Origin of the sequence: Terribacillus halophilus (assembly GCF_900162685.1) — a bacterium.
Taxonomy (GTDB): domain Bacteria; phylum Bacillota; class Bacilli; order Bacillales; family Amphibacillaceae; genus Terribacillus; species Terribacillus halophilus_A.
In genome coordinates this window covers 999,188-1,021,801 of sequence record NZ_LT727828.1, presented here as the reverse complement: position 1 = coordinate 1,021,801, position 22,614 = coordinate 999,188, and the positions used below count along the sequence as shown (strand labels likewise).

Here is a 22,614-nt window from a genome sequence, read left to right as displayed (position 1 = left end):
AGGGTGGCAATATGTACCGTCATGTCTCTCTCATCTCTAAAGTGTGTACACACTTTCAGGAATTAGCACCTTAAAAGCATTGCTGCTTATAGGTTGCCGGGCATCGTCGGGCCAGTCCCTCCGCCTCTCTTGATAAGAGTTCTATTTATTTGTTAACAGGATTGTAGCATGAGTTTTTTCTATCGTCAACTATGTATTCAGAATTTTTCATCAAGAAAAAATCTTCAAGAATTTGGACGCCCCGCATCGGCAGCTGCCAATGCGGGGCTAAAATGTAACTTTTCTATTGTTAGTGGAGAATGCTTACTTCTGCAAACTCCTGCCGCGGTACTTTTTTCTACATGGTAGTTTTACTTATACGATACAATCCCTACCTCTATTGCATCCTCACGGCTCCAAGGCCGCTCCAGTCTGAATAAGTACTTCTAATTAAACTATAGCAGAACGCCAGAGATCTTCGCGTAAGTTACTTAAAAACGAAGACGTAAACTATTCTATCATGCTTTACAATAAATGTAAAGCCTATCATGCAGCATCTCTCCGCAGCTACTATGCTATTCCCTTTTCCTCCGACTCCAAACCACTTTTATTTCGAGTTTTTTAGATTTAGACCCTTTTCGTAACTTTATATGACATAAATGTTGAAAACACTTACATAACTTGGTTAGAAATATTCACGTAAGATAACCTTACAAGTTTGTTACATTTTTTCACCTGTCACTTATAATGAGAAAAGATTTAAATTTTCAAACAATTAAAGAAAACACAGGGGGTAGAGAAAATGGATATGGCAAATACGGTATTCATGTTTGTCGCAACTGTACTCGTATGGTTGATGACACCAGCACTTGCACTCTTTTATGGCGGTTTAGTAAGAAGCAAAAACGTACTGAGCACAGCGATGCACAGTTTCACCACACTGGCAATTGTCTCCATCATTTGGATTGTTGTTGGCTTTTCCTTAGCATTCTCATCAGGTAATGGAATTATTGGCGGATTAGAATATTTCGGATTGAATAATGTTGGGTTTGACCCTGCGGAAGGTCACACTATTCCCTTTAACTTATTTATGATGTTCCAGATGACATTCGCTATCCTGACAACAGCGATTGTGTCTGGCGCTTATGCAGAACGTATTCGTTTTCCAGCATTCATACTATTCACAGTACTTTGGGTACTCATCGTTTATTCACCGCTCGCACACTGGGTTTGGGGCGGCGGCTGGATTGCGGAAATGGGCGCACTTGATTTTGCAGGCGGTAACGTTGTTCACATTTCGTCTGGTCTTGCCGGCTTGGTTGTTGCACTCGTTATCGGCAAACGAAAAAATGCAGGTGCTACTGCACCGCATAACCTTATCTTCACATTAATTGGCGGTGCATTGCTTTGGTTTGGCTGGTTTGGCTTCAACGTCGGCAGTGAACTAGCTTTTGATGATGTAGCAATGTATGCCTTTATAAATACGAATACTGCTGCTGCAGCTGGTGTACTCGGCTGGATGATCATTGAATGGGCGGTTAACAAAAAGCCCACACTATTAGGAGCTGTGTCTGGAGCAATTGCCGGTCTTGTCGCCATTACGCCAGCTGCCGGATTTGTATCCCCTATTGCCAGTATTCCGATCGGCTTTATTGGCGGCATCGTCTGCTTCTGGGGAGTTGGCTGGCTGAAAAAGAAATTAGGCTATGACGACGCTTTGGATGCCTTCGGATTGCATGCAGTCGGCGGTACATGGGGCGGTATTGCAACTGGTTTGTTTGCTAGTGACTCCATCAACGCAATTGTCACAAATAACGGTCTTTTCTACGGTGGTGGTATTGATCTATTATGGAGACAGGTAGTTGCTATCATTGCAACTTACATCTTTGTTGGTGTGGTAACATTCATCTTAATCTCAATCGTTAACCTGATCTTCAAGGCACGCGCTACAGAGGAAGAAGAAGCAAAAGGCTTGGATCTGACCATGCATGGCGAACGCGCTTATCAGGATTAACTTAATAGGAGGAACTGTATATGAGTGATATGTTTAAGGTGGAGATTATTACAAGAAATTCGACGGACCTTGAGGCATTCAAGATGAAAATGGCGGAAATTGGCGTATCCGGTATGACTTTTTCTCACGTACAAGGCTGCGGAATTGAAGAGGGTTACACAGAATTGTATCGGGGCGTAAAGAAAGTACAAAACGTATTTGATCGTCTCAAAATAGAAATTGTCGTCAGCTCTGTTCCAGTAGACGATATCATCAAAGCTGCTGTAAGCACGCTGCATACTGGTAAAGCTGGTGACGGGAAGATATTTGTCTACCCTATTCAGCAAACCATTGATATCAATACAGGTAAGCAAGGTCCAGACGCTTTATAGGAAAAACGCTCCTTCGGGGGCGTTTTTCTACGTAAAAAAGCCAGCCCTCTTCAGGACTGGCTAAGGAGAAAATTATGAGCAAGCTAGTAACATTAGGGCTATTGTTCGCATAAAATGCAGCAGAAAGATTGTAGAAGCATTCCCGCTTTCGGCCGGCTACGCCTAGCGGGAAAGTTCTGCATTACATTACTGTTCTAGATGATAAATCTTTGCTGTTTTTGGATCATTGCGATCATAGTGGCGGTCTTCATCTACTAGACTTTTAAGCTTCTTTACTGCTTTATCAAATTCGTCTTTGGATAACTGATTCGTCGCAAGCAGAGAGCATAACATGGCGTATGCAATTGGCATTGTATTTACTTCTACGATTACATCTACATCAGAGTTACCGCTATGCGCAACATTAGATTTGTTATCGTTTCTTCCTGCTGTGAACGGATTTTCGTATTTTCTTAAATTGCTCATTTTTCTTCTCCTTTTTCCATTTATTTGTGACCGTGGCCGTGGCCACCTTTACACTTATCATGCTTTTTGCACTTATCTTTCTTCTTTTCATGGCCGTTTTCGTTACCGCCGTTTTCCTCTTGGCTATCAAATTCAAATTCTTCTTCAACGTCAGCGCGTGCTCTTACTCGTACATCAACATAAGAATTGCCGCTGTCTTCTACTCGTGCATAATTGAAGTTTCTAGATCTGCTTTCTGAATCGTTCTCTGAATCCACGCGAACATCTTGATCCTGACGGTTATAACTCATCGTTTGGTTTCCTCCTTCATATTGGTCTTTCTTTTCCCAGTCTTTACTCATCTTGCATTCCTCCTTGTTTTTTTGTTTTCATCTTACAGTTATAAGGTATGCAGCTACTTTAGAGCGTGTATGGTGTAAGTGACCGAGGGCATACATGGAAATTGATTACACGGCAGAGAATCTGCTGCAGGAAGGGTTACTTTCAAGGAAAAACTCTAGATTGATGGATTGATTATCAACATCTTTTGGACAAGTATGCTGTGACGAAGGGTGAGGAGGTTAATTCTACCATTTGTTTTGTCCGAGATAAGGACAAAAAAATCATCGGGTTGATTTGCATTCCGACAGTTTCCTAAAGTGGCGGGATGAAAGTAAAGGAATAACCTTTATATAAAGTTGCAAGTGCAAAGATTAGTGTTATCATTCAGCAACTCCAGCAAGAGATCTGCTGATTTAACGAATTAAATCGTAAAGCCTTTGCGGTTTATAGTTAGGGATATTCCCACTATGAAACGCAAAGGCTTTTTTTGTTTTAATCGTGAATTCTTCGAGAAACCAGGCTTTTCGTTTTTCTGCATAAGACATATAAGACGGGCTTCTGCTGAAACCCGTCTTCCTGTTTATCTGTTTTGCTCTTCATATTCACTTGTTAGGTTAGCCACTTCCTCTGGCATTTCTTCGTGCCGAGTATAATCGCCACCATCCATTTCTTCATAAACAATCTGCTGCTCTTCTCCATTTGCACCATTATAAAGCAGCTCTACATAGCCGCCATCTGCATACACATGAATATCCGACTCTTCTCGTGCCAGATCCATATCTTGCCCTTCACCCGAGAGATGTTCGTTTTCTAACGCTATGACATCTTCAATTTCAGTATCATACGTTGAACCGCAAGCAGCTAAAAGCAGTAAAAATACGGGAAGTGCAAGCAATAGTTTTTTCATCATAAAATCCTCCATCAACAGCGTTTTACTATTCCTTAGCCTTTTTTCTTCCTGTTTAAACTACTTGTCTGCTGGTGGAGGCTTTCTTGTGAGGAGCGAATTATATATTCCGGTGCTTGCAAGTCCAGCAATACCTCCTGCCCAAAGTCTTGCCGTTAGCTCGAAGTCCGTAAACGGATATGCTGCAGCGCCAAGCAGCGCTCCAACGACAACACTAAGTAACGCAAGATAAGGTTCCAAGCGAGGCAAGCTTCTCTTTATCAGTTCCACTACGGCGGTCACAATGGGAGCTAGAATCGTGGAAAAAACGAGTACTTGATACATCGTCTCATTTTGAATTGGATCCATATGCACACCTCCTTCTTGTACAGCATATTGCGTGGACAAGAAGAAACGTGCTGTTGGGGTAACCCAAATAAAAAAGACGCACAAGCCCGGCGCCTGTGCATCTTTCATATTACATCATCGATTTTGGCGGCATTGTATCATGATAGAGGAAAGGAGCTGGCTTCAGTTTTGGCGCTGGACCAAACGGCTCTGGCTCTGCTACATAATTGAACTGCCCTCTGCCATCCATACTCGGCCCATGCGCCCAGCGGCCTTTCGAGCTAGCATCACCACGAGAGAAGTTAAACAATGTATACGCCACTTCATTTTTCTCCAAGCTTCTCGGGAAAGTAGTCGGAACAACAATATCTCCTTCTCGCTCTTCTAGTTCTTTAATGGCGGCAACCCACTGGTTTTGGTGCATTGTATCGCGAGCAATCAGGAAAGACAGCATATCACGCACGCCAGGGTCATCCGTCATGCCATAAAGACGTGTAACTTGCAAACGACCTTGCGATTCCGCATTCAAGTTGGCGCGGAAGTCAGCGAGAAGGTTTCCGCTCGAGATAATATACTTCGCATTCCAAGGGTAACCAGCTGCATCCGCAGCCATCGCACCAAGACCAGCAACAATACCATGCTGTGGATTCGTTCCACCTAGGATAGCATTTAGTGCCGGGTCTGTTTCATAGGCGTTCTTCTGATCCTCAAATGGCGCATCATCAAGCAGGCGTGCAATCATTGTTGCTAGCATTTCAACGTGCGCAATTTCTTCCGTTCCTGTATCAAAAAGCAAGTCTTTGTATTTATCCTCACAACGCGTGTTCATCCCTTGCATCAAATACTGCATCATAACAGAGATTTCACCGTACTGTCCGCCCAACACTTCCTGCAGCTGTCTTGCGAAAACCGGATCCGGCTTGGATGGCTTAGCTTGATATTGCAGCTCTTTGATGTGATAAAACATGCTTTGCCCACCTCTTTCGTTTTTTTCCCAACGCAGAATTTTATGCGCCCAAATAAGTGAATATGCAATACGAAAGCAGTAGAACAAGCAGTTTCTTTAATAAGTGAACTCCTTAGCTGCCCCTAACAGCTGTCTTTAAAAGAATACATATATAAATTGCTCCTAATGCCCTTACTCCGATAGAAAGTACAAAAGAATCCAGCATCCTGCTCAGTTAGCTTATATAACCCCGTTTTGCTTGAATGCTTCAATTTGATCAGAAGAATAACCTAAACTTTGTAAAATAGCTTCATTATTCTCGCCTAAATCCGGCGCAACGGAACGAATGCTACCCGGTGTCTTTTCGAACTTAGGAACAATCCCCGGCACTTTGATGTTGCCTAGTCTTGGATGCTTTACTTCTATTATATTCTCACGCGCTTGGTACTGCTCGTTTTGAAAAATATCGGCAATGCTCAGAACCGGACTGATCGGTACACCTGCTGTATCCAGCATTTCCAATAGAGCCTCTCGTTCATGCTCGCTAATCCAATCCGCAACAATCTGATTCATTGCTTCATTGTTTTCCAAGCGACTTGCATTCGTATGATAACGTGGATCCGTCAGCAAATCATTTCGATTCATGGCTGCTGCCAGTCGATTAAAAGTGGTATCAGTGCTCGTCACAAGAACAACCCAGTGATCATCTTTCGTTATAAATGTCCCGGATGGGGAGGAATGTCCTGCTAAACCAGGGGAGCGTTCACGTATTTTACCGAGCTGATCATATTCTGCCACGAGAAATTCCATCATGCGAAAGACAGATTCATAAAGTGCGACATCAATCATCTGGCCTGTTCCCGTTTCTGCCGTATCCCGGTGGTATAACGCGGTAACGGCAGCAAAAGCGACATAAATGCCGCAAATATAATCTGTCAGTGAAAACGGCGGGCTTACCGGATGACGATCAGTAAAACCTTGCAAATACGTATAACCGCTGAACGCTGTAGCCGGCGTCCCGAAGCCGGCTTTTTCCCGGTAAGGTCCGGTCTGACCATAACCTGACACACGAATCATAATTAAGTCTGGATTAATTTCTTTTAAGACATCATAGCCTACGCCCCACTTTTCCAACGTTCCAGGACGAAAATTTTCTACCAAAATATCATGGGTTGCTGCCAGCTTTTTCATGATTTCAACACCAGCTTCTTTATGCAGATCAAGTGTTAGAGACTTTTTATTACGAGACAAACCCGGCCAGCGCAAAGGCTCTTCCTCTTTAAAAGGACCGACACTTCTGGACGTATCTCCTCTGCCTGGAATTTCAACCTTTGTAACTTCAGCACCAAAATCACCTAATAATGCTGTTCCGAATGGTGCAGCTATCATGGTGGAGACATCCAGCACTTTGACACCTTCTAAAGGTGTGGGCATATTTCAGCCTCCTTTCTTATGGAATGCTTACATGAGACTTATCATCATCGGGAGAATAAATGTCATTGATATTCCACTTACCATCAGTCGGAACAGGTTCATTTTTCATAGCTACATCAATAACAATTGGTTCATTCGCGGCGATTGCTTCTTTTAACGCAGCTTGGAATTGCTCGGCACTGTCAATTTTGATTCCTTTTATGCCATATCCTTGGGCAATTGCTGCGAAGTCAGGCGAATAACTTTTGCCATCACTTTGGAATCTAGTGCCAAATGTTGTATCGTAATGCGCCATTTCCAAGCCCGCAATTGTTCCGAAAGCACGATTATTCATCACGACCCAAACGACTGGAATATTTTCTTCTTTTGCTGTTGCGAGCACCGATGGATTTTGGCCGAATCCTCCATCACCTATTAGGGATACGACGACCTTCTCCGGATCGGCTACCTTTGCTCCAAGTGCGGCGGAACTGCCGAAGCCCATTGTCGCAAATCCGCCTGGTGTTAATATAGAACCTGGTGTATAGATAGGAAATTGCTGGCCGACACCATTTTTATTCCAGCCAACGTCAGTAGTAATGTAGGCATCACGCGGCAGCACTTTCCTTACGTCTGCCAAAATACGTTCTGGCTTCATTGGAAAAGCTGTGCTGTTAACATTTTCTGAAATACGTTCGTGCAATGTTTGGCGATGGTGAATAATCTCCTTTTTCAATTGCTCATTACGCTGAATTCCGTTTGGATATATACGTTTGGCTACTCGGTTTAAGATAGTAAAGGCTTTTTTTAAATCAGCAACCGCTCCGATTTCAACCGGATAGTTGCGGCCAATTTCACTTGGATCTATATCAAGATGAATCAATTTGGTTTTCGGAAAGTTGAAGGTAACATCGTTGTACCAAGAGCTGGAATCTGCTTCCGAAAAGCGTGTTCCTGCGCCAAATAGATAATCAGCATGTTTTGTTTGCTCATTAATGAAGCTCGTTCCCCAGAAACCCGTCATCCCTAATGTTAGTTCATGATCATCCGGAAGTACGCCTTTCCCCATTAAGCTATGTGCAACTGGAATATTCATATGTTCAACAAACAGACGTAACTCCTCAGCAGCATCAGCGAGTACGATGCCTCCTCCGGCATAAAGCACAGGGCGTTGGGCTTTTGCTAATTTTTCCACAATACGTGCAGCTGTTGCTTCATCTAATGCTGGTTTTTCTACGACTTGCGTATGGTGCTGCAACATTCGGAAACTGTCTTCTTCTATCTTTGTCGAAAAAATATCCATCGGTACAGATACCAATACCGGACCTGGGCGGCCGCTTTCTGCCAGCTGAAAAGCCTTTTGCAAGATTTCCGGGAACAGTTCTGCTTGATCTACTCGCCACGCACGCTTTACAAATGGACGATAAATTTCATATTGTGCACCGTCGGCGTGCAAGTTCACTTCTTGGTGCGGGTGTTTCCCGTAATAATAGCTCGGCACATCCCCAGCGATGACTACCATTGGTGTCGAGTCCAAGGCAGCATTGGCAACCCCAGTCGCCGCGTTCGTTAGACCAGGTCCTAAATGACTCAGTACAACAGCTGCTTTTTTCGTCACTCTGGCATATCCATCAGCTGCATGCGAGGCAATTTGCTCATGGCGCACATTAATAAACTTGATCTTGCTTTTCTCGAGTTCCGCCAACACCGCGATATTCGTATGTCCGCACAATCCAAAAATATGTTTCACACCGCGTGATTCCAAGTAAGTGACTAACTGTTCTGAGATTAGTTTTTTCATTATACGTATCTCCTCTCGTTCTCCGTGTTTCGCTTACAGCAAATCCTGCAGTACAACCATCTTCATTTCTGTCATCTCTTCAGCAGCAAATCTTGGACCTTCTCTGCCAATCCCGCTATTCTTAATACCGCCATAAGGCCAGTGGTCTAATCGAAAATTTGAGGATCCATTCACGACAACACCGCCGACCTCCAGTTCGATTGCTGCCTTCCTGATTACCTCAAGTGAGTTTGAAAAGATACCGGCTTGCAAGCCAAATTCTGAATCATTCACTTCTTGTATCGCTTCATCTATATCACGATAAGACAGCACACTGACAACCGGTCCGAATACTTCCTGACAAACAACCTTGCTTTGTTTTTTCGGTTTTAACAAAATGGCAGGCTGGACCGACGCACCGTTCACTTTACCTCCATGAATGAGTTCTGCTCCTTCAGCTACCGCTTCTTCCATCCATTCATGCACCCGTTCTGCTGTCTGTCTGTTCACTACACATCCCACATCTGTCTGTTCGTCTTCTGGATTGCCCACAATAAGTGCTGCAGTATGCTGTTTCAGCGATGCTGTAAATTCATCCAGTATCTTCTCATGCACATAAACTCGCTGGACAGATATACAGCTTTGCCCAGAATTGCTGAATCCGGTTTTCGCACAAATAGCGGCTGCCCGCTCGATATTGGCATCTTCATGCACAATTGTTCCGGCATTCCCGCCAAGTTCCAATAACACCTTTTTCATACCTGCAGTTTTGCTGATCTTCTTACCGCCAGGTACACCTCCGGTAAAAGAAACTAGATTGACACGATCATCTTGTACGAGCTGCTCCCCAATCTCGCTTCCGCCTAATACCATATGAATCGCTTGTGCTGGCATGCCGGCATCCAGCAGTAATTCTACGAATGCGCTCGCAATCAAAGGAGCTTGCGGAGCCGGCTTGACAATGGTGACATTGCCAGCAGCAAAACTCGGTCCGATTTTGTGGCAAATTAAGTTAAGTGGCGCATTGAACGGCGTAATCGCTGCTACGACCCCAACTGGTATACGAAATGTTAACGCCATGGATGAAAGTCCACGCTCGGAAGCACCTCCAGGCAACGTTTCTCCAAACAGTCGTTTTGCTTCTTCTGCAGATAGCTGCAATGTTTCAATCGACCTTGCCACTTCATCTCGCGTATTTTTCAGTGCCTTTCCAACTTCTCTTGCAATTAAATTCGCAAATACTTCTTTACGCGCTTCCAGCAGTTCGGCAGCCCGGTACAACACCTTTGCGCGGAATGCCGGTGAGAAGGCAGCAATTTGCTTTTTATTCGCGTGCGCTGCTTGCAATGCTTCATGAACTTCTGCTTTGTTTGCCGCCAATTGGACCCCGATGCATGCATTCTGATAAGGACCAAATACAGGTGTGGCTTCCCGATTATCATCAATCCATTGACCATTCACATAAGGTCTTCCCTTTCGCATCCCTATCACTCCTTTGACTTGTTTTCCGGAACTTCCCCTGTGTAACGTACAAGATGCGCTTCATTCGGACACGGACCTTTAATCAAAGTCCCTTGCTTCAATTCTTCATAAGCATGCGCTACAATACCCATCCCCCGTGAAAGAGCAAAAACGCCCTTTGCCGCTTCTGCCGGAATGCCAAGCTCGCATTGAATAGCTGCTGAAATACCATCCACATTAATTGTAAATGTGCGTTTCTTTTGTTCAGAAATAGCCTCTCGATAACTCTCTAAAATAGTAAGGTAACTGCCGCTAATTTCTCCATTGTTTATTACTTGCTGCGACAATTCGTACAAACGGTTCACTCTCGGATCGTGATCATGCAGCTGGTGACCGAATCCGGGCAGCTTCTCACCTGCAGAAAGAAACAGCTGCAAGTTATCCGCCACTGCATTCGGATTGATCGCGAGCTCTGCCTTGGTCTTATACAATAATTCCATCGCCCCTTCTACAGCACCGCCATGAATGTCACCGAGCATATTTATGCCTGTGGCAATAGCTGAATTAAAAGACACACCGCATGTCGCCGCCATTCTTGCTGCTGCTATCGAAGGAGCACGCGGGCCATGATCGGCTCCAGCTACAAGCACACTTTCAAACAAGGCAGCTTGCGCTTCGGTCAAGTCTTTGCCTACTAACAGGAAATACAGCATTTGGCTGTACGACACATTCCCAATCAGATCTTCCACTCGCTTTCCGCGGAGTACAATCTCATTTTTCTTAATATCGCTAATCTCTGTTTCCCACCAAGCGCCTCCATTTTTGTAATGCTCTAACGCACTTCGTCCACTCATCTTTTCACTCCTCCACTCTAAGATACTTGTATACTAGGATATGTTTGCATCGCCCATAAACAGACTGATATATTTCTTAGCTGATACTAAACATCTTCTGGCATACTCCTCAAACCCTAATTCTTTCGCGCGCTGCAGATGCGGTATTTCAAGCGAATACGGAACCTGTGGTATATGCTGCAAAATCTCCTTTATAGGAATACCGCCTTCGCCAATGTAAAGACGCTCTTCTCTCATAATCTTTATCATCTGCTCTTTCGCAGATGGAATCTCTTTCACTGCGTCGCATAAGTGAAACATATGAAACCATTGCGCAGGTATATATTTGATATCGCTTACAGTTTCTTTTGACCGATGAAAATGATGGGCATCAATCATCAGACCTGCATTATCTTGCGCAGCTGCCCGCAGCATGTGAACTGCTTGTTTTAGCGTCGCCACGGAAGCCACTGGAACAAATTCCAATTCAATCGTCAGGTGGTAGTGTTTGGCCAGTTCGCATAGCTCAATAAAACGCTCATTCGCAAAAACATCATCATCCGTCCATACACTGCATAGCACATGCCGCGCGCCAAGCTCTGCTCCTACCTCAAAAGCAGGTTCATACTGCAACGGAATCATTCCTTCTTCTATCTTGACCAATTCGATGTCTAAGACTTGCAATCCAGTTTGTCGGAGTGCTGTCTTCGTATCACGCAACATCGATTTATTTTTTGCCAGATTGTAATCTGGTTCATTGTTTAAATTCATCGTAATAGGTCTGATACTCACAAAATCATAGCCTGCCCGCGCAGCAATATAAGTTAACCTAGGAGGGGGACAAGCCAAAGCCGTCAGATGCGCTAAAGAAAATTGATTTCTCACTAAAACCAACCTTTCTATATTTGCGGTCATACGTGCTGCTTACTTGCCGCCTAAAAAGAGCAATGTGAGATCTGGAATCAAGATAACTAGAATCAGCGCTACGAGCATGACAACAATATAAGGAACGATGGCTTTTGAGATTTTCATAATAGATAAACCAGAGATTTCACTAGCGACAAATAAATTAACGCCTATTGGAGGTGTAATAAAGCCTATTACCAGCGATAAAATAATCATCATTCCAAACTGGACAGGATCAAATCCTAGCTCCATTCCCACTGGAATTAATAGAGGTGTGAAGATGATAATTGCTGCTGTTGTGTCCATTACCATTCCAATTAGAAGCAGCATGATAACAACGAGGGAAATGAGTATGACTGGATTATCCGAAACAGACAGCATAGCATTTGCAATGTGAGCTGGCATTTGCTCCAAAATCATCACTTTCCCGAATGCAGTTGCAGCACCAATAATCAGCATAATCGTTGCAGTCGTCAAAGCAGCATTTCGAAACACATCATATAGATCTTTCAACTTCAGCTCTCTATATAGCAATACTCCGGCAATTAAACCGTACGCAACCGCCACAACAGCAGCTTCTGTTGGCGTAAAGTACCCGCCATAAATACCGCCTAAAATAATTATTGGTACTAACAGCGCCCATTTCGCATCCCAAACTGCACGCAGCACACGCTTGATTTGGAAAGGTTCTCCTGTTCCGCTGTAGCCTTTTTTCTTTGAATAGAAGTAAACATAAATCATTAACAAGATAGCAATCAAAATACTGGGAAGGATGCCGGAGATAAACAAATCACCAACAGATGTGCCGCTCGTTACACCATACACAATCATGGGAATACTTGGAGGCAGAATAACACCCAAAGTACCCGCAGCAGCCACTATGCCAGCAGCAAAGCGTCTGCTGTACCCCATCTCTGCCATCATCGGAATCATAATCCCACCGACTGCCGCAACTGTCGCCGGTCCAGAACCGGAAATGGCTGCAAAGAAAAGGCAGGTGATGATTGTCGTCATTGCCACGCCACCGGTTACATTGCCAACGATGGACTTCGCGACGTTGATCAGTCGCTTTGAAAGGCCTCCCTTGCCCATTATTTCACCGGCTAAGATAAAGAATGGCACCGCCATAATGGGGAAGGAATCTACCGATGTGATGAGACTTTGTGCAAGAAATGCGAAGGATATATCTTGAGCAGCTATGATCGTAGCAATACAAGCCAAGACCAATGCTATACCAATAGGGACGCTTAATAGCAATAAGAGACCGAAACTTACGAACATCACGATTGCCGTCATTTTTCACTCTCCTTGTCAGCTTGTTTTCAACACTAGTTCACACTTGTTTCTTGTTCATTTGCTGCACGATGTGATTTGAATTGGAGAAACAGCTGCTGTGTTAAACGCAAGGAAGTAAGCAGCATAGCAACAGGTGCTGCCATGTAAACCAGCCCCATATTCACCTGCAAAGCTGGAGAACGCTGACCCCACATGAAAATTTGGGTACTGATCTTACCGCCATAAATAAGCAAAAAGATGGCGAATAGAAGAAATAAAATATTCACTATAATCTCAAGCTTAATTTGCTGTTTTGCATGTAATAATCGTAAGAACGCATCTATCTTTATATGCCGCTGTTTTTTCACACCATAGCTAATCCCGATAAAGACAAGCCAGATAAAACAATACCTTGCCAATTCTTCTGACCAGCCAATAGACGAACCAAGAATAAACCGCATCCCAACTTGTGCTGTAATAATAACTACCATGACACTCAGCAAAAACACCATCATGCTTTCTTCTGCATATCGGTTCACCCACCGTATAAGCTTCATAGGTTCCTCCTTTAGGTTATTTATTGGTTTGTGCTTCTATTTGCTTCAGCCATTCATCTCCATACTCTGCCTTGTAACTTTCGCGGACTTGCTCTGTTTTTTCTTTGAAGCGATCCATTTCTTCCTCACTTAACTCGGTTATCTTCATCCCTTTGTCTTTCAAAAACGCGAAGCTCTCCTCTTGCTCTTGCAGATTCATTTGGCGCTGCTCCTGCTGCACTTCATCCGCTATTTTCTTCACAGCACTTTTCTCCTTTTCGGTAAGCGACTCCCAGAACGGCTTACTCACCATAAAAGGACTTGCATTGTAAATATGATTCGTCACCGTCAGGTAATCCTGCACTTCATAAAAATGACTGTTCACTACATTTCCTGCAGGGTTTTCTTGGGCATCTACCGTGCCTTGTTCCAATCCTATATACAATTCGCCGTAGTTCATTGGCGTTGGATTTGCACCAAGCGCACTCCAAAGGTTCATATGCCATTCATTTTCCAATGTTCGGATATCGATTCCTTCTACATCTTCTACCGTTTGGATTTCTCGTACATTATTGCTAAGCAGCCGAAAGCCATTTTCCCAATAATTCAGACCAATCACATTTTGTTCTTCTAACTCATTCAAAAGACGTTCTCCGACCTCTCCGTCTAACACATGGTAGGCCTCTTCTTCATTGGCGAACAAGAAAGGAAGATCCATCACATTGAATTCATCTGCAAACTGGGCAATCGGCCCTGTAGACATGGAAGCACCCTGAACGGTATTCAACTGCAACCCCTCAAATATCTCTCTGTCTCCGCCAATTACACTATTTGTGAACACTTCCACTTCAATCGATCCATTTGTCTCCTCTTCCAGCCTTTCTTCAAATAAATACATTGCCTTACTGAGCGAGCGGTCATCCGGCGTTGCGTTTGCAAGACGCATCACCTTGACTTCCTTCTCCGCTGCAGGACCACTATTGCAAGCGCTTACAAAAAATAAAATACTTAGCAATGACATACACAACATCAATCGTTTCATACAACCCCCACTTTCTTCTATATAAAATAGAAACGTTTATTCACTCCGAAGGCTAACCTTTCGCTTCTCTTGCACAGAGAGGTTGATTGCCTCAAGTATTTCTAACGTTTTCAGACCTTCCTCACCTGTTACACGCGGCGAAATATCACCTTTTAGTACTGCTTCAAAATGCTCCAATTCTGCAGTAATCGGATCACCAGGCGCTTCCAGTGTAAAACGCTCCTCTTTTAACGCATGCTTCCATCCATATTGATCTTCACTGTAACGGAAGCAGCGAAAGCTAGGAAAAGCCAGACTTCCTTTTGTACCGAAAAAGTGATAGCAATCTTCTTCATAAAAGTGATAAATTGGGTTTTCCATCACATTGAATTCATAAGACCATGGGGAAGGCACGCCATCCGTAAGGAAGTAGTGAATAACCGTTCCATCTGACGCTTCTAAAATCGCTGTTACAGCATCTTCTACTTCAAACCCACGTATCTTATTACACGCAATAGCGTAAGCGCTTTCAATTTTGAGGTTTGTTACATAAAGCAAATTATCTAAATCATGAATGCCATTGATTAATAATGGCCCCCCACTCGCTTTGATACGCCAAGCTTCTTTATAGTAGTTTCGATCCTTAGCAAGCGCCCACACCATATTAACCCCAACTAACTCACCAATTATGTCACTAGCTAACAATTGCTTTAAGTGATTGATTTTCTCAGAGAACCGGCGATGATGGCCAACCATAAGCATTACCTGCTTTTGCTCGCAATAATCAATCATCTCACGCGCAGCATCTGTTGTATCAGCAATCGGTTTTTCTACTAAACAGTGCAACCCCTGATCGGCACAGTATTTAACAGCTTCTTTGTGCAAATGATTCGGCAGTGTAATGATGACACCATCCAATTGACACTGATCAATCAGCTTTTTGTAATCTTGATACAACGGGACCTCCAGTTCATTTGCCCGTTCCATAGCAGCAGCGTTATTCCCAGCTACAGCAGCTAATGTTAATCCCTTCATTTCCTTTATTTGCTTCGCAAACGTGTAGCCATGATTCAATCCCAGAACTGCAATCTGCATCGTACTAGTCTCCTTTTCGCATACTAGTATACAAGTCTTATCTCATGATCGTTCATTTACTCAGCCTGTGCTACAAAGTAATCCGCATACTTTTCCATAATCTCATCATAGTGATGAAAAGCTTTCCCAAGATGCTGCTTCAGTCGCTCAACGACTCCGTTTGTATCATTTTGCTCAATCAAGGCAAATAATTCTTCATGATCGTGTATGATCCGCTCCATGTCTCGACTTTCAAAGAATTCCAAGTACCGAATTCGATTTACATGCCCTCTCACCTGCCGCACAATAGCACTTAACGTCTGATTACCGCACATCTCTAAAATTTTATCGTGGAACATTTCATCATGTTGATAAAAACTATCTACATCCTGTTTTTCCGACGCAGCTTTTTGTTCGTCTATGATATATGCCACATCTGCCTTAAGCCGTTTTGTCTGTAAAAGAGACGCGTCCCACCAGCGAGCAGCTTCCCGAAAAGCAATGCCCTCCAAACTCTCCCGAACCTGAAACGCTTCTTGCACTTTTCTTTTCGAAATATAACTAACACGAATACCTTTCTGCGGAATAACTTGCACAAATCCCTCGGCAGCTAATAAATGAATCGCTTCTCTGACAGGCGTTCTGCTTAAACCGAGCTCATCCGCTATTGCTGTCTCAAAGATCATATCACCCGGCTTGTGTTTTAACGTAATAATCATCGTATAAAGATGCTTATACACATCATTTGCCAACGTCTTCCGCTGAACAGAAAACTTATTCATTTTTATCAACTCTTTATCTGCCTAATTTTCTGGACAAAATAATACTAGTATACAAGTTAGAACATTATTTGGAGTGATTGCTCCTATACATCCACTGTATGCAGCTGCCTACGAGATATTCCTGAATGGCAAGCCTAAGTTTTAAGTACGGCAGCCTATCTGTAAAACTCATTTATTGTATTTACTGTTTTGTCAAATGGTGGATTTATATGATTTATTGTCCTTCAATAATATTTACATTCTCATCACAATAAAAGTTGCGCTACTTCAAATATTTCATTCAACATACAATTCACTCCTAGACGAAGTTAGTCTCATTCATTTAGGTCCTCTTTTATTAAGATTTTTGTTGCAAATACAACATAATTTAATTACTATTTTACTTAGCAATTACTTTTGTAAAGGGAGATTATATATGAAAGAGGTTCTTAGAGAGATTGGTATGGTTGCCAGGGCATTAGATTCTATTAGTAATATAGAATTTAAACAATATGCCCTTTCAAAAGGGCAATACCTCTACCTTGTCCGGATTTGTGAAACACCCGGAATCATCCAAGAGAAGTTAGCAGAAATGATAAAAGTAGATAGAACTACTACAGCTCGTGCGATAAAGAAGCTTGCAATGAATGACTTTATTGAAAAGAGAGACGATGAAAACAATAAAAAAATCAAAAAACTCTTCCCGACAGATAAAGGTTACAATGCTTATCAATTTATCAGAAGAGAAAATGACTTTTCAAATAAAGTTGCATTAAGTGGACTTAATGAATCAGAGATAAATATTCTTTTTAAACTTCTACAAAGGGTTCGAAAAAATACCGAGAAAGACTGGGAGTATGTAAAGAAAGGTAATAAAAGAATTTATTAATACAAAAGGAGATGTAGACAATGTCTATAAATATTATAAGATGCAACCATGAGGATTTAAATTTACTACAGGTAATCAGTATTGAAACATTCAATGACACTTTTAAAGAACAAAATTCTCCTGAAAATATGAAAGCTTACTTAGATAAAGCTTTTAATACGAAGCAATTGCAAGGTGAGCTATCCAATGACTCCTCAGCGTTTTATTTCATTTATTCAGATGATAAACTTGCCGGATATCTTAAGATAAATATAAATGAAGCTCAATCTGAAAAAATGACCGACGAGTCCCTAGAGGTAGAAAGGATTTATATACGAAAGGATTTCCAAAAAGAAGGATTAGGAAAACATCTTATGAATGAAGCCATAAAGATTGCATCATTACGAAATAAAAAAATAATCTGGCTAGGTGTTTGGGAAAAAAATCTGAAAGCAATAGAATTCTATAAGAAAAATGGGTTCGTTCAAACTGGAGTTCATTCTTTTCATATGGGTGACGAAGAACAGAAAGATTTGATCTTTAAAAGAGCACTATAGTGTCACCCTAAGGTTTGCAAACTGCTTTTGAACAAAAAAATAGCAAGGCGGCAAACTGCCATCCTTGCTATCTCTGTATTTATTAGCGCGCTCGGAGGGATTCGAACCCCCGGCAGACGTGGTACCGGAAACCAATTTTTAATTATGAGAAGATAACATAAGGTTTCATCACTATGCTAATCCTTGATTTAGCGCATGCATATATTATTAGTTTACATTGCTTACGCCTTATGTTGGCTCAGTATGTTAGCCTTTTGGTTTGCAATCAGGTTTGCAAACCAACTTTCAAATTCTTAATCAGTGTATCCCTTTGACCCCAACCTTACCATGGTTCATGTCCTGTACGACAGTGTTCGGGGAGATTGGTATAAATGTTGTCGTATCAGCAGGCTACTTTATGGAAGATTAGTGATTTACTGGTCGACTTAGATTATGGTTATCAATACCAAGAGAAGTTAGAAAGTTCTCATTATATTTGGTAGTTATCTTTATTGTTGGTTTAGTCATATTTAAGGGCATAAACATTATATTAAATTTCAATCAACTAGATGGTAAAGAGGTGTTAGTAAGCGCAATTGCTGCAATCGTTATAGTTACAATTATGGGCGTTGCAAAGAGAAAGAGTTAAATTTACAAAAATAGTTAAATCTAAGCGTTCCCAACTCCAGGTGCTCCCCTCGTTAACCAGGCATCCTTCACAGTCGTGCAAAATCAGGCTAGTACGTCTTGATAAAGGAAAAGCGCTTCTCCCAGAGGTTTTTTTGCCTCTGAGAAAATTGTAGGGTTTTTGCAAATAAAAAAAGGTACCCAATTTGGTACTTTTTTTGTCCAATTATTACTCGTTGAACAAAGTAAAAAAAGCTGCAATGGAGTTTTAATCCACTACAGCTCAATTATTTCTCTTCATATTTATGTAATCTTATAGAATCATGAATATCCAGTACACAATAGTATCGGCATCTTTCTTAGAGACTCCAGCTTTAATTAATTGGTCTCTCACATACTTTTTGCTTGCTTTTTCTGGCTTACCGAGAGCTTTACCGATTTTTTTTGAATTTTTCTTAACAGCTTTAGCTGTTTTCGCACTAAAAGGTTTTAGAGCCCATGATAATGCACGTCCTCCATGCTTCACCATAGTACCGATAGCTTTAAGCCCTTTTAGCCCATGACCGAATACTCCCTGAGTTGTAAATTGTCCCTCCACCGAATTGTTTCTACCATTCATTTGTTGATTAAATTGGGATCTCAATTCGAGTAATTCAGCGTTAAAATTAGGATTGGACATCATATTTTCATTGTAAAACTCATGAAATGCTTCTTCATCATACATACCTTGTGCATCAGGAAACACATCTTGAGAGGGAATAAAGTCATCAACATAAAAAGAATCTTCAACTTTAACTGGAACTACTACCTGTTGTTGCTCAGTAGTCACCTTTTTTTCTTCCGCTTTTGCTACAAAACCTGGAGAAATTGTACCAAAAGCTAAAGTTAGCGCAGTGGCACTGACAGCTGTCTTAATTAGTAAGCTCTTTTTTAACACCATTATCTACCCCTTATGTAATATATTTACATATGATACAATATAAACATATTACAAGAGGGAGATTCTGTCAATGAAACTACCAAATATGTTTAGAAATATTTCTTCGGGAAACCTAATTGGAATTATACTAGTTGCTGGATTAGTTGTTATTGCTACAATCATTGTCTTATCTGTACCAACACTCGGTTTTTACGGTCTGTTCACTTTTCTTGATAGAACTGGCATTGTAAGAATAGATTTGCTTGATGGAGCATTTAAAAACTTCTTATATTTTGGCGCTGTTGTTATTTGTCTGTATACAATTGGTGTTCTTGTAGACTTACTATTTATACTAGCTACCAAAGTTTTATCTATTCCATTCACTCTAAAATTGTTAATTATGTCATTTTTCGCTCAGACAATTCTTGCAACAATTATAGCTCTAGGAGTCGTCCCTACTTTGTTTAACAGAATACACATATCTGCTATAGGCATGCTCATTATCTTTGCAATCCTTGAACTAATAAGTATTGTATTCAGTGATGATCGCAAAAAGCTTGAGGAAAACTAAGAAAGCAGACTTTATGGTCCGTTTTCTTATTTACTTCTCAAACTATTCCTAAGGCTGTTGCTAACCTAAACAATGATAATTTCTTCTTTTTATAATATTTCCCTTTTTTAATTCCTAAATCCATGTATATATTGAGATCATTGATTTCCTTCGAGTTTAAGTATTTCTGATTAATAATTTTTCTTTCAATAAAGTCGAGGGATCCATCCAAAGCCCGCTCCATCTGCCGCACTTTAATTTCATTCAGCTGCTCTGTCTGTCTTAGGAATAAACCTACTACACCAGCATCCTGGTTCCTTTCTATTCTCTATTTGAATCTTCAAGGCCCGATACTGCTTTAGCTCCTTTATAACAAATTGCTGTACTTCTTTTTCATTTATCTCCGGAAGGAGCGTCAGCTCTTTGCGTTCACTTGTCATCCTCCTCTCTTTTTTCATAAGAAAGGTACCGATCCTTTCTTATGAAAAAAGAAATGATGGCTAATAGGCACATAAAAGAGAGGGTACAAATATGAGAGGACATATCAGGAAACGCGGAAATAAACATAGCATTGTAATAGACATTGGTCGCGATCATTTGGGAAAACGTAAACAAAAGTGGTTTTCTGGTTTTGATAGAAAGAAAGAGGCAGAGAAGGAACTGCCCAAGCTAATTCAACAGCTAGAATTAGGAGAAATGTAGATAGTGAAAATATAACCTTTTCGGATTATATGGAAAAGTGGCTGGAAAGGAAAAAGAAAAACGTTACATATGGTACCTATCGTCACTACGAAGCATATTCAAGAAATCATATAATTCCATCTTTAGGGAAATGGCAAACTAACAAGGTCAAGGATTATCACATTGCTGGGTTCTATCGTGCCTTTTTTCTTGGTTCGCTTTATGTCTCTTAAGAAGTATTATCGTTTCCTCATCTAACGAGATAGTCCGATAACTGGTAGGAGTTTTAAGGACGTTTGTCAGTTCGTACCGTCCCTTACCGTCTAGTTCCTCTTTTATCTTCAGTTGTTGCTGGACCGAAAGGATACGCCGATCCAAATCAATTGAATCCCATCGTAAACCCAACACTTCTCCTTGGCGCATACCTGTCATTAATATGCTGATTATAATCTAGTTAATGCAACCGATACTGGAAACTATATTACTCCGCCAAATTTAAATAAGGTGTTTTGGCGCACTATAGAGAATTCAGGTGTAAAACGAATATCAATTCACTCGTCGCGGCACACTCATGCAACTCTTTTATTGAAGATGGGTGTTCATCCTAAGGCTGTGCAAGCGATTAGGGGCATGCCAGCATACAAATAACCTTAGATACCTACTCTCATTTAATTCCAGGTATGCAATTAGCAGCTGCTGATATGTTGGGTCAGCTTTTCAATAAAAGAAGGGATTAAATTCATTTCGGAACACGAAGGTTTGCAAACTGCTTTTGAACAAAAAAATAGCAAGGGCGGCAAACTGCCATCCTTGCTATCTCTGTATTTATTAGCGCGCTCGGAGGGATTCGAACCCCCGGCAGACGTGGTACCGGAAACCACCGCTCTATCCGACTGAGCTACGAGCGCATATGTATTTAATGTGACAACGATTATTATATCGTTAATCGCCTTTTTACGCAAGTCTTTTAATCGAAAAAGACCCGCCAAGGCGGGTCCTGATTTATTACTTCGGATACATATACGCTGGCGCTGGCTCCAGTTCTTGTGGGCCGCCATGTGCTTTTGGTTTAGATTCGTATTTGAATTCACCGCCATCAGGAGCTTGTCCTGATGCCCAGCTTCCTTCTTTGGATTCTTCGCCTTCTGAGAAGTTGATTAAGCTATGGGAGAAGCCATCTGCTTCCAACTCTTTCGGGAAGGAGCCTGGAACAACGATGCCGTTTTTCTCTTCCAGTTCACGTGCTGCAGCAATCCATTGATTTTGGTGCATGGAATCACGTGCTAATAGGAAGGATAGCATATCGCGTACACCTTTATCTTCCGTCATTTCATATAAACGTGCCACTTGCAAACGTCCTTGAGACTCGGCGTTAATATTGGCACGCATGTCAGCAAGCATGTTGCCGCTTGCGATAATGTAGCCGGCATTCCAAGGTACACCGTTACTATCTGTTGGACGAGGTCCCAGACCAGCAACAATTGCGTGTTGTGGGTTCATGCCGCCTAATATGGAGGCAATGATTGGGTTCTGTGCAGCTTCTTCCTGTTCATTGACTGGCGCTCCTTCCAACAGACGCGCAATCATTGTGGCAATCATTTCAACATGACCAATTTCCTCAGCAGCTGTATCCATAATTAGATCTTTATACTTTTCTTCCCCCCGGGCGCTCCATCCTTGGAAGAGATATTGCATTGCAACGCTTATCTCTCCGTATTGCCCTCCTAGGATTTCCTGCATTTTCTTGGCGAATAGGGCATCTGGTTTGTCTGGCTTTGCTGGATATTGCAGTACTTTTTGATGACTAAACATGTTTGAGACCTCCTAATGTGATTGCTAGTATGCTAACTGCTTTCCACGCATCAAACTAAACTAAACCAAAATTTTCATCGATTGTTAATTATGAAATATAATGCATTTGGCAGGAGAATGCCGATGAAAAGTCAAACTTACAAAAGACGGTAAAACAAGCGTTTACAAGCCCCAAATCAAGGGAAGCATGGAATAGGCGAAAGAAAGTTAGTATTTTGTTTGACCTTTATT

General features: G+C 41.9%; 26 protein-coding genes, 1 tRNA gene, 1 pseudogene and 1 riboswitch. Of the genes and pseudogenes, 8 read left to right on the top strand and 20 right to left on the bottom strand.

Annotated elements, in window-relative coordinates; all coding sequences use genetic code 11:
- Positions 1 to 27: 27 nt before the first annotated feature.
- A riboswitch (SAM riboswitch) is annotated at positions 28 to 139 on the bottom strand.
- 642 nt (positions 140 to 781) lie between these two features.
- Together B1K52_RS09625 and B1K52_RS09620 are read left to right on the top strand one after the other, a co-directional pair.
- The gene (locus tag B1K52_RS09625) at positions 782 to 1,993 is read left to right on the top strand and encodes an ammonium transporter (protein ID WP_077307667.1); all 1,212 of its coding nucleotides are present in this window, start codon (positions 782 to 784) and stop codon (positions 1,991 to 1,993) included.
- A 20-nt stretch (positions 1,994 to 2,013) separates the two neighbouring features.
- A complete protein-coding gene (locus B1K52_RS09620) occupies positions 2,014 to 2,364 on the top strand; it encodes a P-II family nitrogen regulator (protein WP_077307665.1) in 351 nt (116 codons plus the stop codon).
- A gap of 186 nt (positions 2,365 to 2,550) precedes the next feature.
- On the opposite strand, the gene B1K52_RS09615 is transcribed toward B1K52_RS09620, so the two are convergent.
- From B1K52_RS09615 to B1K52_RS09545, 15 genes are all read right to left on the bottom strand, one after another.
- Entirely contained in the window at positions 2,551 to 2,829 is a 279-nt protein-coding gene (locus B1K52_RS09615; RefSeq protein WP_077307663.1) for a hypothetical protein, read from the bottom strand.
- Positions 2,830 to 2,849: 20 nt separating this feature from the next.
- Positions 2,850 to 3,170, bottom strand: coding sequence for a hypothetical protein (locus B1K52_RS09610; protein ID WP_077307661.1), 321 nt, complete (start codon positions 3,168 to 3,170; stop codon positions 2,850 to 2,852).
- Between the two features lie 560 nt (positions 3,171 to 3,730).
- Positions 3,731 to 4,057, bottom strand: a complete 327-nt coding sequence (locus tag B1K52_RS09605; protein WP_077307659.1) for a cystatin-like fold lipoprotein — start codon at positions 4,055 to 4,057, stop codon at positions 3,731 to 3,733.
- Between the two features lie 60 nt (positions 4,058 to 4,117).
- The gene (locus B1K52_RS09600) at positions 4,118 to 4,405 is read right to left on the bottom strand and encodes a holin (protein ID WP_256855888.1); all 288 of its coding nucleotides are present in this window, start codon (positions 4,403 to 4,405) and stop codon (positions 4,118 to 4,120) included.
- A gap of 109 nt (positions 4,406 to 4,514) precedes the next feature.
- On the bottom strand, positions 4,515 to 5,351 hold the full coding sequence (locus B1K52_RS09595; RefSeq protein ID WP_077307657.1) for a manganese catalase: 837 nt from the start codon (positions 5,349 to 5,351) through the stop codon (positions 4,515 to 4,517).
- Between the two features lie 219 nt (positions 5,352 to 5,570).
- On the bottom strand, positions 5,571 to 6,764 hold the full coding sequence (locus B1K52_RS09590) for a CaiB/BaiF CoA transferase family protein (protein ID WP_077307655.1): 1,194 nt from the start codon (positions 6,762 to 6,764) through the stop codon (positions 5,571 to 5,573).
- 16 nt (positions 6,765 to 6,780) lie between these two features.
- Complete coding sequence (locus B1K52_RS09585; RefSeq protein WP_077307653.1) at positions 6,781 to 8,544, bottom strand: thiamine pyrophosphate-binding protein; 1,764 nt, start codon at positions 8,542 to 8,544, stop codon at positions 6,781 to 6,783.
- A gap of 33 nt (positions 8,545 to 8,577) precedes the next feature.
- Positions 8,578 to 10,005, bottom strand: coding sequence for an aldehyde dehydrogenase family protein (locus B1K52_RS09580; RefSeq protein ID WP_077307652.1), 1,428 nt, complete (start codon positions 10,003 to 10,005; stop codon positions 8,578 to 8,580).
- Positions 10,006 to 10,010: 5 nt separating this feature from the next.
- Positions 10,011 to 10,838: a citryl-CoA lyase gene (locus B1K52_RS09575; RefSeq protein ID WP_077307650.1), complete on the bottom strand. Its 828-nt coding sequence runs from the start codon at positions 10,836 to 10,838 to the stop codon at positions 10,011 to 10,013.
- A 33-nt stretch (positions 10,839 to 10,871) separates the two neighbouring features.
- Positions 10,872 to 11,702 (bottom strand): sugar phosphate isomerase/epimerase family protein, encoded by an 831-nt coding sequence (locus tag B1K52_RS09570; RefSeq protein WP_143588865.1) that lies wholly within the window; start codon positions 11,700 to 11,702, stop codon positions 10,872 to 10,874.
- Between the two features lie 39 nt (positions 11,703 to 11,741).
- A complete protein-coding gene (locus B1K52_RS09565) occupies positions 11,742 to 13,019 on the bottom strand; it encodes a TRAP transporter large permease (protein ID WP_077307646.1) in 1,278 nt (425 codons plus the stop codon).
- 32 nt (positions 13,020 to 13,051) lie between these two features.
- Positions 13,052 to 13,555, bottom strand: a complete 504-nt coding sequence (locus B1K52_RS09560) for a TRAP transporter small permease (RefSeq protein WP_077307644.1) — start codon at positions 13,553 to 13,555, stop codon at positions 13,052 to 13,054.
- A 16-nt stretch (positions 13,556 to 13,571) separates the two neighbouring features.
- On the bottom strand, positions 13,572 to 14,480 hold the full coding sequence (locus B1K52_RS09555) for a TRAP transporter substrate-binding protein (protein WP_256855887.1): 909 nt from the start codon (positions 14,478 to 14,480) through the stop codon (positions 13,572 to 13,574).
- A 132-nt stretch (positions 14,481 to 14,612) separates the two neighbouring features.
- Complete coding sequence (locus tag B1K52_RS09550) at positions 14,613 to 15,650, bottom strand: Gfo/Idh/MocA family protein (protein ID WP_077307640.1); 1,038 nt, start codon at positions 15,648 to 15,650, stop codon at positions 14,613 to 14,615.
- Positions 15,651 to 15,706: 56 nt separating this feature from the next.
- Entirely contained in the window at positions 15,707 to 16,411 is a 705-nt protein-coding gene (locus tag B1K52_RS09545; RefSeq protein WP_077307638.1) for a GntR family transcriptional regulator, read from the bottom strand.
- A gap of 415 nt (positions 16,412 to 16,826) precedes the next feature.
- Between B1K52_RS09545 and B1K52_RS09540 the strand changes: the two genes are divergently transcribed.
- Together B1K52_RS09540 and B1K52_RS09535 are read left to right on the top strand one after the other, a co-directional pair.
- Positions 16,827 to 17,279 carry a MarR family winged helix-turn-helix transcriptional regulator gene (locus B1K52_RS09540; RefSeq protein ID WP_077307636.1) on the top strand — a complete coding sequence of 151 codons (453 nt, stop codon included), beginning with the start codon at positions 16,827 to 16,829 and terminating at the stop codon, positions 17,277 to 17,279.
- Positions 17,280 to 17,299: 20 nt separating this feature from the next.
- On the top strand, positions 17,300 to 17,815 hold the full coding sequence (locus B1K52_RS09535; protein ID WP_077307634.1) for a spermidine/spermine N(1)-acetyltransferase: 516 nt from the start codon (positions 17,300 to 17,302) through the stop codon (positions 17,813 to 17,815).
- A gap of 919 nt (positions 17,816 to 18,734) precedes the next feature.
- On the opposite strand, the gene B1K52_RS09530 is transcribed toward B1K52_RS09535, so the two are convergent.
- Positions 18,735 to 19,361, bottom strand: a complete 627-nt coding sequence (locus B1K52_RS09530) for a hypothetical protein (protein ID WP_077307632.1) — start codon at positions 19,359 to 19,361, stop codon at positions 18,735 to 18,737.
- A gap of 70 nt (positions 19,362 to 19,431) precedes the next feature.
- Here B1K52_RS09530 and B1K52_RS09525 point away from each other — a divergent pair, with 70 nt between their 5' ends.
- Positions 19,432 to 19,911, top strand: coding sequence for a hypothetical protein (locus B1K52_RS09525; protein ID WP_077307630.1), 480 nt, complete (start codon positions 19,432 to 19,434; stop codon positions 19,909 to 19,911).
- 37 nt (positions 19,912 to 19,948) lie between these two features.
- Here B1K52_RS09525 and B1K52_RS09520 read toward each other — a convergent pair.
- A pseudogene (locus tag B1K52_RS09520) lies at positions 19,949 to 20,330 on the bottom strand (ArpU family phage packaging/lysis transcriptional regulator).
- Between the two features lie 91 nt (positions 20,331 to 20,421).
- Here B1K52_RS09520 and B1K52_RS09515 point away from each other — a divergent pair.
- Together B1K52_RS09515 and B1K52_RS18480 are read left to right on the top strand one after the other, a co-directional pair.
- Positions 20,422 to 20,592, top strand: a complete 171-nt coding sequence (locus tag B1K52_RS09515) for an Arm DNA-binding domain-containing protein (protein ID WP_077307628.1) — start codon at positions 20,422 to 20,424, stop codon at positions 20,590 to 20,592.
- Positions 20,577 to 20,804 carry a tyrosine-type recombinase/integrase gene (locus B1K52_RS18480; RefSeq protein WP_373022637.1) on the top strand — a complete coding sequence of 76 codons (228 nt, stop codon included), beginning with the start codon at positions 20,577 to 20,579 and terminating at the stop codon, positions 20,802 to 20,804. The genes B1K52_RS09515 and B1K52_RS18480 overlap by 16 nt, the downstream gene beginning before the upstream one ends.
- On the opposite strand, the gene B1K52_RS18475 is transcribed toward B1K52_RS18480, so the two are convergent.
- Positions 20,740 to 20,994 carry a site-specific integrase gene (locus B1K52_RS18475; protein WP_373022636.1) on the bottom strand — a complete coding sequence of 85 codons (255 nt, stop codon included), beginning with the start codon at positions 20,992 to 20,994 and terminating at the stop codon, positions 20,740 to 20,742. The two genes, B1K52_RS18480 and B1K52_RS18475, sit on opposite strands and share 65 nt — an antisense overlap.
- Positions 20,995 to 21,075: 81 nt before the next feature.
- On the opposite strand from B1K52_RS18475, the gene B1K52_RS18265 reads away from it, so the two are divergent.
- Positions 21,076 to 21,219: a site-specific integrase gene (locus B1K52_RS18265; RefSeq protein ID WP_256855886.1), complete on the top strand. Its 144-nt coding sequence runs from the start codon at positions 21,076 to 21,078 to the stop codon at positions 21,217 to 21,219.
- A 184-nt stretch (positions 21,220 to 21,403) separates the two neighbouring features.
- On the opposite strand, the gene B1K52_RS09495 is transcribed toward B1K52_RS18265, so the two are convergent.
- Positions 21,404 to 21,479 (bottom strand) — tRNA-Arg (locus tag B1K52_RS09495).
- A 97-nt stretch (positions 21,480 to 21,576) separates the two neighbouring features.
- Complete coding sequence (locus tag B1K52_RS09490; RefSeq protein WP_077307620.1) at positions 21,577 to 22,383, bottom strand: manganese catalase; 807 nt, start codon at positions 22,381 to 22,383, stop codon at positions 21,577 to 21,579.
- Between the last annotated feature and the right edge of the window lie 231 nt (positions 22,384 to 22,614).

Bases quoted from the DNA above. Each gene is read 5' to 3' on its own strand.
- B1K52_RS09625 (WP_077307667.1), top strand. From the start codon at position 782: ATGGATATGGCAAATACGGTATTCATGTTTGTCGCAACTGTACTCGTA.
- B1K52_RS09620 (WP_077307665.1), top strand. From the start codon at position 2,014: ATGAGTGATATGTTTAAGGTGGAGATTATTACAAGAAATTCGACGGAC.
- B1K52_RS09615 (WP_077307663.1), bottom strand. From the start codon at position 2,829: ATGAGCAATTTAAGAAAATACGAAAATCCGTTCACAGCAGGAAGAAAC.
- B1K52_RS09610 (WP_077307661.1), bottom strand. From the start codon at position 3,170: ATGAGTAAAGACTGGGAAAAGAAAGACCAATATGAAGGAGGAAACCAA.
- B1K52_RS09605 (WP_077307659.1), bottom strand. From the start codon at position 4,057: ATGAAAAAACTATTGCTTGCACTTCCCGTATTTTTACTGCTTTTAGCT.
- B1K52_RS09600 (WP_256855888.1), bottom strand. From the start codon at position 4,405: ATGGATCCAATTCAAAATGAGACGATGTATCAAGTACTCGTTTTTTCC.
- B1K52_RS09595 (WP_077307657.1), bottom strand. From the start codon at position 5,351: ATGTTTTATCACATCAAAGAGCTGCAATATCAAGCTAAGCCATCCAAG.
- B1K52_RS09590 (WP_077307655.1), bottom strand. From the start codon at position 6,764: ATGCCCACACCTTTAGAAGGTGTCAAAGTGCTGGATGTCTCCACCATG.
- B1K52_RS09585 (WP_077307653.1), bottom strand. From the start codon at position 8,544: ATGAAAAAACTAATCTCAGAACAGTTAGTCACTTACTTGGAATCACGC.
- B1K52_RS09580 (WP_077307652.1), bottom strand. From the start codon at position 10,005: ATGCGAAAGGGAAGACCTTATGTGAATGGTCAATGGATTGATGATAAT.
- B1K52_RS09575 (WP_077307650.1), bottom strand. From the start codon at position 10,838: ATGAGTGGACGAAGTGCGTTAGAGCATTACAAAAATGGAGGCGCTTGG.
- B1K52_RS09565 (WP_077307646.1), bottom strand. From the start codon at position 13,019: ATGACGGCAATCGTGATGTTCGTAAGTTTCGGTCTCTTATTGCTATTA.
- B1K52_RS09560 (WP_077307644.1), bottom strand. From the start codon at position 13,555: ATGAAGCTTATACGGTGGGTGAACCGATATGCAGAAGAAAGCATGATG.
- B1K52_RS09555 (WP_256855887.1), bottom strand. From the start codon at position 14,480: ATGCGTCTTGCAAACGCAACGCCGGATGACCGCTCGCTCAGTAAGGCA.
- B1K52_RS09550 (WP_077307640.1), bottom strand. From the start codon at position 15,650: ATGCAGATTGCAGTTCTGGGATTGAATCATGGCTACACGTTTGCGAAG.
- B1K52_RS09545 (WP_077307638.1), bottom strand. From the start codon at position 16,411: ATGAATAAGTTTTCTGTTCAGCGGAAGACGTTGGCAAATGATGTGTAT.
- B1K52_RS09540 (WP_077307636.1), top strand. From the start codon at position 16,827: ATGAAAGAGGTTCTTAGAGAGATTGGTATGGTTGCCAGGGCATTAGAT.
- B1K52_RS09535 (WP_077307634.1), top strand. From the start codon at position 17,300: ATGTCTATAAATATTATAAGATGCAACCATGAGGATTTAAATTTACTA.
- B1K52_RS09530 (WP_077307632.1), bottom strand. From the start codon at position 19,361: ATGGTGTTAAAAAAGAGCTTACTAATTAAGACAGCTGTCAGTGCCACT.
- B1K52_RS09525 (WP_077307630.1), top strand. From the start codon at position 19,432: ATGAAACTACCAAATATGTTTAGAAATATTTCTTCGGGAAACCTAATT.
- B1K52_RS09515 (WP_077307628.1), top strand. From the start codon at position 20,422: ATGAGAGGACATATCAGGAAACGCGGAAATAAACATAGCATTGTAATA.
- B1K52_RS18475 (WP_373022636.1), bottom strand. From the start codon at position 20,994: ATGCGCCAAGGAGAAGTGTTGGGTTTACGATGGGATTCAATTGATTTG.
- B1K52_RS09490 (WP_077307620.1), bottom strand. From the start codon at position 22,383: ATGTTTAGTCATCAAAAAGTACTGCAATATCCAGCAAAGCCAGACAAA.